This is a genomic window from Paraburkholderia sp. Tr-20389 (genome assembly GCF_017104565.1).
Classification (GTDB): domain Bacteria; phylum Pseudomonadota; class Gammaproteobacteria; order Burkholderiales; family Burkholderiaceae; genus Paraburkholderia.
In genome coordinates this window covers 1-12,822 of record NZ_JAAGPD010000072.1, presented here as the reverse complement: position 1 = coordinate 12,822, position 12,822 = coordinate 1, and the positions used below count along the sequence as shown (strand labels likewise).

Sequence of the window (12,822 nt, the reverse complement as noted above, 5' to 3'; positions counted from 1 at the left end):
TTCGCCCGCTCGCCGCTTCGCTCTTCACGAAGCAGCGGCGCCCGCGTGTGCTTCAGCTTTATGCAGCGACCGTTTCCGGGGCTGCCGCCGCGCCGGCATGACCGCCCGTGAGACAACGCTTGTTGGCGACGTGATACTCGAATTCGTCCCAGTAGTGCTTGAGCATGCCCCGCACCGGCATCGCAGCCGCATCGCCGAGCGCGCAGATCGTGCGGCCCATGATGTTTTCGGCGACCGAGTTCAACAGATCCAGGTCTTCCTTGCGGCCCAGACCGTGCTCGATGCGATGCACAACGCGATACAGCCAGCCCGTGCCTTCGCGGCACGGCGTGCACTGACCGCACGACTCTTCGTAATAGAAATACGACAGGCGCAACAGCGAACGCACCATGCAGCGCGTTTCGTCCATCACGATGACCGCGCCCGAGCCCAACATGGAGCCCTGCTTCGCGATCGAATCGTAGTCCATGTCGGTCTGCATCATGATGTCGCCCGGAATGACCGGGGCCGACGAACCGCCAGGAATCACCGCCTTGATCTTCTTGCCGCCGCGCATGCCGCCTGCGAGTTCCATCAGCGTCGCGAACGGCGTGCCGAGCGGAATCTCGTAGTTGCCCGGACGCTCGACGTCGCCCGACACCGAGAAGATCTTCGTGCCGCCGTTGTTCGGCTTACCCATTTCGAGGTAGTTCTGCGGACCGACGGCCAACAGGAACGGCACGGCTGCGAACGTTTCCGTGTTATTGATCGTGGTCGGCTTGCCGTACACGCCGAAGCTCGCCGGGAAAGGCGGCTTGAAGCGCGGCTGGCCTTTCTTGCCTTCCAGCGATTCGAGCAACGCGGTTTCTTCGCCGCAGATGTATGCGCCATAACCGTGGTGCGCATGCAGCTGGAACGAGAAACCCGAGCCCATGATGTTGTCGCCGAGGAAGCCCGCTGCGCGCGCCTCTTCCAGCGCGGCCTCGAAGCGTCGATAGACTTCGAAGATTTCGCCGTGAATGTAGTTGTAACCGACGGTGATGCCCATCGCGTAAGCGCCGATGGCCATGCCTTCGATCAGCGCATGCGGATTCCAGCGCAGGATGTCGCGATCCTTGAACGTGCCCGGTTCGCCTTCGTCCGAGTTGCAGACGAGGTACTTCTGCCCCGGGAACTGACGCGGCATGAAGCTCCACTTCAGACCGGTCGGGAAGCCAGCACCGCCCCGGCCGCGCAGACCCGACGCCTTCACGTCGGCGATCACCTGCTCAGGCGGAATCTTCTCTTCGAGAATGCGGCGCAGCTGCTTGTAGCCGCCACGCTCGACGTAGTCCTGAAGATGCCAGTTGTCGCCGTTGAGGCCGGCGAGAATCAGCGGTTTGATGTGACGATCGTGTAGAGACGTCATTTCGAAAGTTCCTCGAGGAGCTGGTCGATCTTCTCGCGGCTCATGAAGCTGCACATACGATGGTTGTTCACGAGCATCACGGGGGCGTCACCGCACGAGCCCATGCACTCACCCTCTTTGAGGGTGAACTTGCCGTCGGGCGTGGTTTCGCCGAAGTCGATACCGAGCTTCTGCTTCAGATATTCGGCGGCGCTGTCCGAACCGCCATCGGGACCAAGCTGGCACGGCAGGTTCGTGCAGAGCGTGATCTTGTATTTGCCGACGGGTTTCGTCTCGTACATCGTGTAGAAGGTCGCAACCTCCTGCACGGCGACGGCCGGCATGCCGAGATAGTCCGCCACGAACTGCATCAGTTCGGGCGACAACCAGCCATGCTCTTCCTGACCGACGGCCAGGGCCGACATCACGGCGGACTGTTTCTGATCGGCGGGGTACTTCGCGATCGCGCGATCGATTTCTTTCAGGCCTTCAGCTGAGATCATTTTCAGACACGACTCTTTCAATTCCTACCGAACGAAAACCTGTCGCTCACTGCGTATTGCGGCATATTGCGACAGACCCGGCGTTCCTTTGCTTGACGCGCGCTCCGCTTCTCATGCTTTATCGGCTGCGGGAGCGCGTGCCTTGATGAAAACCGCTTGGTGTCGACCGGCTAGCGGTCCACTTCACCGAACACGATGTCCTGCGTGCCGATGATCGTCACGGCGTCGGCGATCATGTGGCCGCGCGCCATTTCGTCGAGCGCGGACAGATGCGCATAACCCGGCGCACGGATCTTGAGGCGGTACGGCTTGTTCGCGCCGTCCGACACGAGATAGATGCCGAACTCGCCCTTCGGATGCTCGACGGCGGCATACGCTTCGCCTTCCGGCACGTGGAAGCCTTCCGTGAAGAGCTTGAAGTGGTGAATCAGGTCTTCCATGTTCGACTTCATGCCCACGCGCGACGGCGGCGCGACCTTGTGATTGTCCGTCATCACAGGGCCGGGATTCTTACGCAACCATTCAATGCACTGTTTCGCGATGCGCGTGGATTGACGCATTTCTTCGACACGCACCAGATAGCGGTCGTAGCAATCGCCATTCACGCCGACGGGAATGTCGAAGTCCATCTGGTCATACACTTCGTACGGCTGCTTCTTGCGCAGATCCCACGCGATGCCCGAGCCGCGCAGCATCGCACCCGTCAGGCCCATCTGCAGCGCGCGTTCCGGACTCACGACACCGATGCCGACCAGACGCTGCTTCCAGATGCGGTTGTCAGTGAGCAGCGTTTCGTACTCGTCGACGCACTTCGGGAAACGGTTGAAGAAATCTTCGATGAAGTCGAGCAGCGAACCCTGACGGTTCTCGTTCAGCTTCGACAGTGCCTTCGTATTGCGAATCTTCGATGCCTTGTACTGCGGCATCGCGTCCGGCAGATCACGATAGACGCCGCCCGGACGATAGTACGCAGCATGCATACGCGCGCCGGAGACCGCTTCATACACGTCCATCAGGTCTTCGCGTTCGCGGAACGCGTAGAGGAACACGGCCATCGCGCCGACGTCGAGCGCGTGCGCGCCGATCCACATCAGGTGGTTCAGCACACGCGTGACTTCGTCGAACAGCACGCGGATGTACTTCGCGCGAATGGGAACGTCGATGCCGAGCAGCTTTTCGATCGCCAGCACATAGCCGTGCTCATTGACCATCATCGACACGTAGTCGAGACGGTCCATGTACGGCACCGACTGGATGAAGGTCTTGCTTTCCGCGAGTTTTTCAGTGGCGCGGTGCAGGAGGCCGATGTGCGGATCGGCGCGCTGGATCACTTCGCCGTCGAGTTCGAGCACGAGGCGCAGCACGCCGTGCGCTGCCGGGTGCTGCGGACCGAAGTTGAGCGTGTAGTTCTTGATCTCTGCCATGACGTTCTCTTAGTGTTTCAGGCCGCCATAGCGATCCTCGCGGATCACGCGCGGCGTGATTTCCCGAGGCTCGATCGTCACCGGCTGATAGACGACGCGCTTCTCTTCCGGGTCGTAACGCATCTCGACGTAGCCGGAGACAGGGAAATCTTTGCGGAACGGGTGACCGATGAAACCGTAATCGGTCAGGATGCGGCGCAGGTCGGGGTGACCTTCGAACACGATGCCGTACAGGTCGAATGCTTCGCGCTCGTACCAGTTGGCCGAATTCCAGATCTCAACGACCGAGGGGATCAGCGGCACGTCGTCGTCGGGTGCGAACACGCGCACGCGCACGCGCCAGTTGTTCGTGATGGACAGCAGATGCAGGACGGCGGCAAAACGCGGACCTTCGTAAGCGCCTTCACCGTAGGTTTGATAGTCGATACCGCAGAGGTCGATCAGCTGCTCGAAACGCAGCTTCGCGTCATCGCGCAGACGCGTGGCCACTTCGAGGAAATCGTCTGCCTTCACGACGATGGTCAGCTCACCGATCGATTCGGTGATGCTCGTCAGGCGGCCGCCAAAGGCCGCCTCGAGGTTCGCTTTGAGGGTCTCGAGTTTGCTTGCCATATTGTGGGGAGGCTTTGGGCTTATTGACGGGCGATGGTGTTGGTGCGGCGGATCTTCGCCTGCAGCTGGATCACGCCGTACACCAGCGCTTCAGCCGTCGGCGGACAGCCCGGCACGTACACATCGACGGGCACGATCCGGTCACAGCCACGCACCACCGAGTATGAGTAGTGATAGTAGCCGCCGCCGTTCGCGCACGAGCCCATCGAGATCACCCAGCGCGGCTCGGCCATCTGGTCATAGACCTTGCGCAGCGCCGGCGCCATCTTGTTGCACAGCGTGCCGGCGACGATCATCACGTCCGACTGACGCGGACTCGGACGAAACACCACGCCGAAACGGTCAAGGTCATAACGGGCGGCGCCCGCATGCATCATCTCGACCGCGCAACACGCGAGACCGAACGTCATCGGCCACAGTGAACCGGTACGCGTCCAGTTGATCAGTTTGTCAGCCGTGGTGGTGACAAACCCTTCCTTCAAGACCCCTTCGATACTCATTTGTTTTCCACTCCAGACGGGCGGCGAGCCATCGCCACCCATACACACCGGCGATTAACCCGTCATTCCCAGTCGAGACCACCTTTCTTCCAGATATAGGCGAAGCCCAACAGGAATTCGAGCAGAAAAATCATCATCGAGATGAAGCCGGGCCAGCCGATATCGCGCAGAGCCACGCCCCACGGGAACAGGAATGCCGCTTCAAGGTCGAAGATGATGAAGAGAATGGCGACCAGGTAGTAGCGCACATCGAACTTCATGCGCGCATCTTCGAATGCTTCGAAGCCGCACTCGTACGGTGCGTTCTTTTCGGTGTCCGGTCGATTCGGACCGAGGATCTTGCCGATACTGACCAGTGCTACGCCTAAACCGGTGCCCACGAGGAGGAACATCAATACGGGGAAATAGGCTGCGAGGTTCAAAGCTATCCTCAATCGGTTGGTTCTGAGTAACGTCAGGAGACGCGAACTACCTTGAACAACCCCTGACGCGAAACACTTCGGGATGCTTGATGTTGAAAGCCCACAGCAAACACCACCCCAGAAGTGAAAATGCCAGCCGAAGCTGAAGCAAGCGGCTGGCATTAGATAACATTGGTGCCGACGGCGAGACTCGAACTCGCACAGCTTTCGCCACTACCCCCTCAAGATAGCGTGTCTACCAATTTCACCACGTCGGCACTGTCTGCAATCCGGGAACAACTTTTTGTAAAACCCGCGAATCGCTTCAAGACTTGAATTGTAACCCGGTTAAACAGTTTGTTCAACGCACAAACGTGTTTTCCTCGAAAATTTATTTCGGTACGTCTTGGCCTGGCGCGGAAGCTGCAGATGCAGCAACTGCAGCCGATGCATTGGCCGATGCCGACGCAGCAGGAGCCGCCGATGCAGCAACAGGTGCCGATGCTGCCGGCATGTTACCAAGCACACCTGCCGAAGGTTTCGAGTGATATGCGCCGAGGTACGTCAGTGCCAACGTGGTGACGAAGAACACAGCTGCCAGTATCGCAGTGGTACGTGACAGAAAATTAGCAGAACCTGTCGCGCCGAAGAGACTGCCCGATGCACCGCTACCGAAAGCAGCACCCATGTCGGCGCCCTTGCCGTGTTGCAGAAGCACGAGACCGATGACACCCAGCGCCGACAGCAACTGCACGACGATGATCAACGTTTTCAAATACAGCATCACACTCACCTGAGTCTTTATTTAACCGCGCAGCACGACATGCTGCACGCAATGGGTCATCCTCGCCCGGGCACTCTGCGTCAATGCTCAGCGCGCGGCCGTTGCCGCGACAGCTGCACTGCAGATTGCCAGGAAATCCTTGTCCTTCAACGACGCTCCGCCGATCAGACCGCCATCGATATCCGGCTGGCCGAACAGTTCTTCCGCGTTCTCCGGCTTCACGCTGCCGCCATACAGCAACGGCACGTCGGCGGCATCGCCACCTTTCGCCACGAGACGCGCGCGCAGAAACGCGTGAACGTCTTGGGCCTGCTGCGCCGTCGCGCTCTTGCCGGTGCCGATTGCCCACACCGGCTCGTAAGCGATGACGATGCGAGCCGCGTCTTCAACTGACAGCTTCGCGAGCACGACATCAAGCTGCTCGCCGACGATCTGTTCCGTCTTGCCGCCTTCACGCTCTTCGAGCGTTTCGCCGACGCAGACGATCGGCGTCAAACCTGCTGCGAGCGCGCGCTGCGTCTTCACTGCGACGATCTCAGCGCTTTCGCGATGATACGCACGCCGCTCGGAGTGCCCGACGATCGCGAATGTCGAGCCGAACTCGGCAGCCATCTCGGCCGCGACTTCGCCGGTGTAGGCGCCCTGCGCGTACGCGGAGACATCCTGCACGCCCCACGCGACGCGGCCGCTTTCGAGCAGCGTTTGCGCCTGCGCCAGATAGGGGCACGGCACACACACGCCGACCCGCACATCATCCGGAAGATCGTCCGCGCCGCGCGATACGGCTTGCAGCAGCACGCGATTGTCGGCAAGCCGACCGTGCATCTTCCAGTTACCGACTACCAGTTTTGCTCGTTGTTTCGCCATCGTCTCGCTCGATTTATCGTGGTGCGGGTGATGAACGCGTCCGCTTCGTCAGCGCTCGGTACCCGGTCCGCATGCAAAAACCATGCAGAACGCGCAAAACATGCGATTTTACTGTGTGCTGACAGACCGGGTCAAACTCAATTAAACGAGCGCTGTCAAGCACCCGCGCCCCAATTCAACACGATCTTGCCGACGTGCGTACTGCTTTCCATCAGTTCGTGCGCCTGTGCAGCGTCAGCCGCGGGGAACACCTTGTAGATCATCGGCTTGATCGTGCCGTCTTCGAGATGCGGCCACACATGTTCTTTCAGTTGTGCAGCGATCTTCGCCTTGAACTCGACCGGTCGCGGACGCAGCGTCGAGCCCGTGACCGTGAGGCGGCGACGCAGAATCTCGTTCAGGTTCACTTCCGCCTTCGCACCACCGAGCAACGCGATCACGACAAGACGCCCGCCGTCGGCCAGCGCCTTCAGTTCACGCGGCACGTAACTGCCCGCAACCATGTCGAGAATCACGTCGACGCCACGATCGTTCGTGAGCGACTTGATCACTTCGACGAAATCTTCCGTCTTGTAGTTGATCGCGCGCTCCGCGCCGATCGCTTCGCACGCCCGGCACTTCTCATCCGTGCCCGCCGTCGCGAACACGCGAAAACCCAGCGCATGCGCAATCTGGATAGCCGTCACGCCGATACCGCTCGAGCCGCCTTGCACCAGGAACGTTTCGTTCTCGCCGCCCTCGCCTTTGCCCAGCATCGCACGGTCAAAAACATTGCTCCAGACCGTGAAGAACGTCTCGGGCAATGCAGCCGCTTCGATGTCGGAAAAACCCTTCGGCACGGGCAGACACTGCAGCAGAGGCACCGTGGCATATTCGGCATAGCCGCCGCCCGCCATCAGCGCACACACGCGGTCGCCGATCTTCAGACCGAACGGATTGCGCTTCTCGTCGATGTTTCCGCCGACGATTTCACCCGCCACTTCCAGCCCCGGCAGATCCGACGCGCCCGGCGGCGGCGCATAGCCGCCCTTGCGCTGGAACACGTCCGGGCGATTCACGCCCGACGCGGCCACCTTGATCAGCACTTCACCCGCTTTCGGCTCCGGCATCGGCCGTTCGGCGAGTTTCAAGACTTCCGGCGCACCGAATTCGGTGATTTCGATTGCGTTCATCGTCGTCTCTCCCAGGTCTGGATAGCGCTGCAAACCGGTCGGACAAAACCCGTTCGCACTGCAATCCACCCTACATGAAAAACGGCCGGCGCGCTTTTGCGCTACCGGCCGTCCCGCTTTCACCGCGTTACTGCTGCGGCGTCGGCTCCGTCTGTGCTGCTTCGTTCAGGAGCGCCTTCGCCGACAGGCGCACACGACCCTTTTCGTCCGTCTGGATGACCTTGACCTTCACTTGCTGGCCTTCCTTCAGGTAGTCGTTGATGTCCTTGATGCGCTCGTTGGCGATTTCGGAGATGTGCAGCAGACCATCCTTGCCCGGCAGCAGGTTGACGATCGCGCCGAAGTCCAGCAGCTTGAGCACCGTGCCTTCGTAGACCTGACCGACTTCGACTTCCGCCGTGATGTTCTCGATGCGCTTCTTCGCTTCCGCCATGCCCTCGGAGCTCGTGCTCGCGATCGTGACGACGCCGTCGTCGGAGATGTCGATCGTCGTGCCCGTTTCTTCCGTCAGTGCACGGATCACCGAACCGCCCTTGCCGATCACGTCGCGGATCTTTTCGGGGTTGATCTTGATGGTGATCATGCGCGGCGCGTACGCCGACATTTCCGTGTTCACGCCGGACACAGCCGAGGTCATCTTGCCGAGGATGTGCATGCGGCCTTCCTTCGCCTGTGCCAGCGCGACCTGCATGATTTCCTTCGTGATGCCCTGGATCTTGATGTCCATCTGCAGTGCCGTCACGCCGTCAGCCGTGCCCGCCACCTTGAAGTCCATGTCGCCCAGGTGATCTTCGTCGCCGAGGATGTCCGTCAGCACCGCGAACTTGTTGCCTTCGAGAATCAGGCCCATCGCGATGCCCGCGACGTGCGCCTTCATCGGCACGCCGGCGTCCATCAGCGCGAGACAGCCGCCGCACACCGACGCCATCGACGACGAACCGTTCGATTCCGTGATTTCCGACACGACGCGGATCGAGTAGCCGAATTCTTCGGCGCTCGGCAGGCACGCGATCAGCGCGCGCTTGGCCAGACGGCCGTGACCGACTTCGCGGCGCTTCGGCGAGCCGACGCGGCCCGTTTCGCCCGTCGCGAACGGCGGCATGTTGTAGTGGAGCATGAAGCGGTCGCGGTACTCGCCTTCGAGCGCGTCGATAATCTGCTCATCGCCCTTCGTGCCGAGCGTCGCGACGACGAGCGCCTGCGTTTCGCCGCGCGTGAAGAGCGCCGAGCCGTGCGTACGCGGCAGGACGCCCGTGCGGATTTCGATCGGGCGGACCGTGCGCGTGTCGCGGCCGTCGATACGCGGCTCGCCGTTCAGGATCTGCGAACGGACAATCTTCGCTTCGATGTCGAACAGTACGTTGCCCACCGATGCCTTGTCGGCCGCCACCGTGCCTGCTGCCGCTGCTTCTTCTTCGAGCTTGGCTTGCGTCGCTGCGTAGACTTCCTTCAGCTTCGTCGAGCGAGCCTGCTTGTCGCGCGTCTGATACGCCGACAGCAGTTCGTTGTGGGCAATTTCATTGACACGCGAGATCAGCGCTTCATTCTTCGGCGCAGCCTGCCAGTCCCACTCGGCCTTGCCGCCTTCACGCACCAGTTCGTGGATCGCGTCGATGGCCGTTTGCATCTGCTCGTGCCCGAACACGACAGCGCCCAGCATCACGTCTTCCGGCAGTTGATCCGCTTCGGATTCGACCATCAGCACCGCGCGTTCCGTACCGGCGACGACGAGGTCCAGACGCGATTCCTTGATTTGCGAACGGGTCGGGTTCAGCACGTACTCGTTGTTGATGTAGGCAACGCGCGCAGCACCGACGGGGCCGTTGAACGGCAGACCCGACACGGCCAGCGCCGCCGACGCGCCGATCAGCGCGGGGATGTCGGCGGGGACTTCCGGGTTGATCGACATCACGTGGATGACGACCTGCACTTCGTTGTAGAAGCCTTCCGGGAAGAGCGGACGCAGCGGACGGTCGATCAGGCGCGAGATCAGCGTTTCGCCTTCCGACGGACGGCCTTCGCGACGGAAGAAGCCACCGGGGATCTTGCCTGCCGAGTAGGTCTTTTCGAGGTAGTCGACAGTCAGCGGAAAGAAGTCCTGGCCCGGCTTGGCCGTCTTCGCACCGACGACGGTCGCGAGCACGACCGTATCTTCGACGTCGACGAGCACAGCACCGCTCGCCTGGCGGGCGATTTCACCCGTTTCCATGCGAACCGTATGCTGGCCCCACTTGAACTCTTTGACGACCTTGTTAAACAGAGACATTTGTCCTCCTTGATCTTTGGTCATGCCGCGCCTGACCGCGCGCGGCATCGTCAGGACCGGAGCCCTTCGGGTAGAGGAGTGTTATGCCATTCCAGAGAATCACGTGGATGCATTCACTTGCACGCGAACCGCTGGAATGACACAGCGCCCTACCCTGAAGCCCGGCTTATTTCGTTTTACCCGCGGCGCAACCGGCGCGCCGAAGGATTGATTCAACGACAAACTTCACATGAAGCGCACCGTTGAAAAACAAAATGCCTGTATCAGCGGAACTGACACAGGCATCTTGCTGACAGAAAGTCCGATGCGCCGGATTACTTACGCAGACCCAGCTTCTCGATCAGAGCGCGGTAACGATCAGCGTCCTTGCCCTTCAGGTAGTCGAGCAGCTTGCGACGACGGCTCACCATGCGCAGCAGACCGCGGCGGCTGTGGTGATCCTTCGTGTGGGCCTTGAAGTGAACCGTCAGTTCGTTGATGCGCGTGGTCAGCAGAGCGACCTGAACTTCGGGGGAGCCGGTGTCGTTTGCGCCACGTGCGAATTGCGCGACGACGTCGGATTTCTTGATTTCAGCTACGGACATGTTGATTTCCTTTGAATCACTGGCGGTCACGGAAGAAGGGCCGTGCCGTGGGTTACAACAAAACGAGTCGCGTATTGTAGCACAGCCCGGTCATCCGGCGAACCCCGCCGTTTCGGGCCGCTTTCGCCCTCGTCCTGGGCCGCTACTGTGCGCGTCGTCAGGGCCGCTTCATCCTGCAGGTCGTGGCCGGCACCGTACGCTCTGACGCCAGCGCCAGCACGGTCCGGAAGCCATAACCGGAGCCTTCGTTGTCGAAATGGACGCCTGGCGTGCCCACCTTGTCCATCTCCATCACGTAAAGGGGCTGGATCAGCTGGTGATCTTCGGCTCGCATCCACGATGCATGAAAGCCGTTGTCGTACTTCATCCCTTCGAGCGCCTTCGCGACCTTCTCCGGCTGGGCGCTGCCCGCGCGGATCATCGCCGCGGCCAGCATCTCGATCATCAGCGGCATGCGCAGAACCGGGTAGTCGTCCTGAGCGGCCGGAAAGCGCTGCCGGAACGAGGCATACCACGCGTCCGACGCCGTGCCACCTGCGTTCGGATGCCAGTCGGCCACGGCGATGACGCGTTTGACGCCGGCATCGCCCAGCGCGGCCGGCGCGCCGAGGCTGTTGCCATAGAAGGTGTAGAACTTCGTATCGAGGCCCTGCTCGCGCGCGGCCTTCACCAGCAGCGTCAGATCGTTGCCCCAGTTGCCCGTAATCACGGCATCGGCGCCGCTCGCACGAATCTTCGCGATGTACGGCGCGAAGTCCTTCACGCGTCCGATCGGATGAAATTCGTCGCCGACCACGCCGATATCTGGCCGCTTCGACGCGAGCGTGGCGCGCGCCAGCGTGCTCACGTCATGCCCGAAGCTATAGTCCTGGTTCAGGAGATAGACCTTCTTCACCGACTTGTCGCGCTGGATCACGTCGGCGAGTGCGTCCATCCGCATCCCCGCGTGCGCGTCGAAACGAAAATGCCAGAAGCTGCAGCTCGCGTTGGTCAGCGCGGGATCGTCGGCGGAATAGTTGAGGAACAGCTCGCGATTGTCCGGCTCGCGCGTGTTCTGCTTGTCGATCGCGGCCAGCAGCGCCGCGGCCACGGCCGAACTGTTGCCCTGCATGATGAAGCCGATGTGCCCGTCGGCGGCTGCTCGCAGCTGCACGAGCGCTTCTTCGGCGCTGCCCTTGCTGTCGAGGACGACAAGCTCCAGCGGATGCGCGCCGTCCGCGAGCCTCACGCCGCCGCGCGCGTTGACCGTTTCGACGCCGAAGCGCAGATTGCGCTCGACGGCCGCGCCCGCGTTCGCAAACGGGCCGGACATGCCTTCGATCATCGCGATACGGATCGGCGCGCCTGTCGGCGTGCTTTGCGCATGCGCACTCACCGTCGCTGCCAGCGTCATCGCCGCCATCACTACTCTTGCCCACTTCGCTTTCATCCGCTCGCCCCGTCTGTCGATCGAAGCGCGGATCATAGGCCGGCGCAGCACCAGCTAGCAAGCGTCGAGCAGGCGAAAGCCTGTGCCGGCGCGCGAACCGGCCGACAATCTTTTCACGCGACGCATGTCAAAATGACGATCAGGACAATAACAAGCCGTCATCGAACACCATTGGAGGTGTCATGTTCATCCGCATTTCACCCGTGCGCGCGGCGCGCGCCACGCTCGCCGCTCTCGCCTGCGCCCTCGTGCTCGCCGGATGCGCGCAGCCCTGGCAGAACTATCAGGCGGGCGCGGATCAATCGACGATCGTCGCCCGCCTCGGGCCGCCGCGCGAAGTCTACGACCTGCCGAACGGCGGCAAACGGTTGATGTGGCCGACTCAGCCGATGGGAGAATTCACCACGGCCGCCGACATCGACGCGTCCGGCAAGATCGTGAACGTGCGTCAGGTTCTGCAGCCGAACGAGTTCTATCGGGCGGAAATCGGCAAGTGGACGCGCGACGACGTGCTGATCAACTTCGGACGCCCTGTCGAAACCAACTATTTCCCGCTGATGAAGCGCGAGGTATGGACGTATCGGTACCTGGAAGACAACTACTGGTACATGATGTACAGCTTCTATTTCGACGATCAGGGCATTCTGCGGCTGACGCAGAAGACGCCTGATCCGCTGCACGATCCGGATCGGCGCAACATCTTCTGAAGCGCGCCGCAGTCGAACGGAAAAACCGCCTCACAAAGGGCTCTTTCATCACACGACGACAATAAAAAACCCCGCCGCGGCGTAATGCCGTTCAGTTAAGGTCTCTTTTGAGGACTCGAACGGTATAACGAAACGGTCTGGACTTGACGGCCCGAGCGCAAGAGCGCCCGGGCCGTTTTTCGTTGATAAGTTGCTTGAGCCGCTCAC

Annotated in this window: 13 protein-coding genes and 1 tRNA gene; 1 reads left to right on the top strand and 13 read right to left on the bottom strand. The window is 61.2% G+C overall.

From position 1 onward, the window contains the following. Positions 1-58 precede the first annotated feature (58 nt). The 13 genes from nuoF to G3N95_RS37925 form a co-directional block, all read right to left on the bottom strand. Complete coding sequence (gene nuoF, locus G3N95_RS37985) at positions 59-1,387, bottom strand: NADH-quinone oxidoreductase subunit NuoF (RefSeq protein ID WP_205975219.1); 1,329 nt, start codon at positions 1,385-1,387, stop codon at positions 59-61. Continuing rightward, positions 1,384-1,869 (bottom strand): NADH-quinone oxidoreductase subunit NuoE, encoded by a 486-nt coding sequence (nuoE, locus tag G3N95_RS37980; protein ID WP_205975218.1) that lies wholly within the window; start codon positions 1,867-1,869, stop codon positions 1,384-1,386. The genes nuoF and nuoE overlap by 4 nt, the downstream gene beginning before the upstream one ends. A gap of 170 nt (positions 1,870-2,039) precedes the next feature. Next, positions 2,040-3,293, bottom strand: coding sequence for an NADH-quinone oxidoreductase subunit D (locus G3N95_RS37975; RefSeq protein WP_205975217.1), 1,254 nt, complete (start codon positions 3,291-3,293; stop codon positions 2,040-2,042). A 9-nt stretch (positions 3,294-3,302) separates the two neighbouring features. Next, positions 3,303-3,905 (bottom strand): NADH-quinone oxidoreductase subunit C, encoded by a 603-nt coding sequence (locus G3N95_RS37970; protein WP_205975216.1) that lies wholly within the window; start codon positions 3,903-3,905, stop codon positions 3,303-3,305. Positions 3,906-3,925: 20 nt separating this feature from the next. Continuing rightward, on the bottom strand, positions 3,926-4,405 hold the full coding sequence (locus tag G3N95_RS37965; protein WP_006052903.1) for an NADH-quinone oxidoreductase subunit B: 480 nt from the start codon (positions 4,403-4,405) through the stop codon (positions 3,926-3,928). 62 nt (positions 4,406-4,467) lie between these two features. Further along, on the bottom strand, positions 4,468-4,827 hold the full coding sequence (locus G3N95_RS37960; RefSeq protein ID WP_205975215.1) for an NADH-quinone oxidoreductase subunit A: 360 nt from the start codon (positions 4,825-4,827) through the stop codon (positions 4,468-4,470). Positions 4,828-4,999: 172 nt separating this feature from the next. Next, positions 5,000-5,084: transfer RNA gene (locus G3N95_RS37955), tRNA-Leu, on the bottom strand. 113 nt (positions 5,085-5,197) lie between these two features. Further along, complete coding sequence (secG, locus tag G3N95_RS37950) at positions 5,198-5,590, bottom strand: preprotein translocase subunit SecG (RefSeq protein WP_205975214.1); 393 nt, start codon at positions 5,588-5,590, stop codon at positions 5,198-5,200. Between the two features lie 87 nt (positions 5,591-5,677). After that, complete coding sequence (gene tpiA, locus G3N95_RS37945; RefSeq protein ID WP_205975213.1) at positions 5,678-6,457, bottom strand: triose-phosphate isomerase; 780 nt, start codon at positions 6,455-6,457, stop codon at positions 5,678-5,680. A 155-nt stretch (positions 6,458-6,612) separates the two neighbouring features. Continuing rightward, entirely contained in the window at positions 6,613-7,629 is a 1,017-nt protein-coding gene (locus G3N95_RS37940; RefSeq protein ID WP_205975212.1) for an NAD(P)H-quinone oxidoreductase, read from the bottom strand. Positions 7,630-7,756: 127 nt separating this feature from the next. Continuing rightward, positions 7,757-9,895, bottom strand: coding sequence for a polyribonucleotide nucleotidyltransferase (pnp, locus tag G3N95_RS37935; protein WP_205975211.1), 2,139 nt, complete (start codon positions 9,893-9,895; stop codon positions 7,757-7,759). A 314-nt stretch (positions 9,896-10,209) separates the two neighbouring features. Further along, positions 10,210-10,479, bottom strand: coding sequence for a 30S ribosomal protein S15 (gene rpsO / locus G3N95_RS37930; RefSeq protein ID WP_012401401.1), 270 nt, complete (start codon positions 10,477-10,479; stop codon positions 10,210-10,212). A gap of 157 nt (positions 10,480-10,636) precedes the next feature. Beyond that, positions 10,637-11,908: a branched-chain amino acid ABC transporter substrate-binding protein gene (locus G3N95_RS37925; protein ID WP_205975210.1), complete on the bottom strand. Its 1,272-nt coding sequence runs from the start codon at positions 11,906-11,908 to the stop codon at positions 10,637-10,639. Between the two features lie 182 nt (positions 11,909-12,090). Between G3N95_RS37925 and G3N95_RS37920 the strand changes: the two genes are divergently transcribed. Next, positions 12,091-12,615, top strand: coding sequence for a hypothetical protein (locus G3N95_RS37920; RefSeq protein WP_205975209.1), 525 nt, complete (start codon positions 12,091-12,093; stop codon positions 12,613-12,615). Positions 12,616-12,822: the final 207 nt, after the last annotated feature.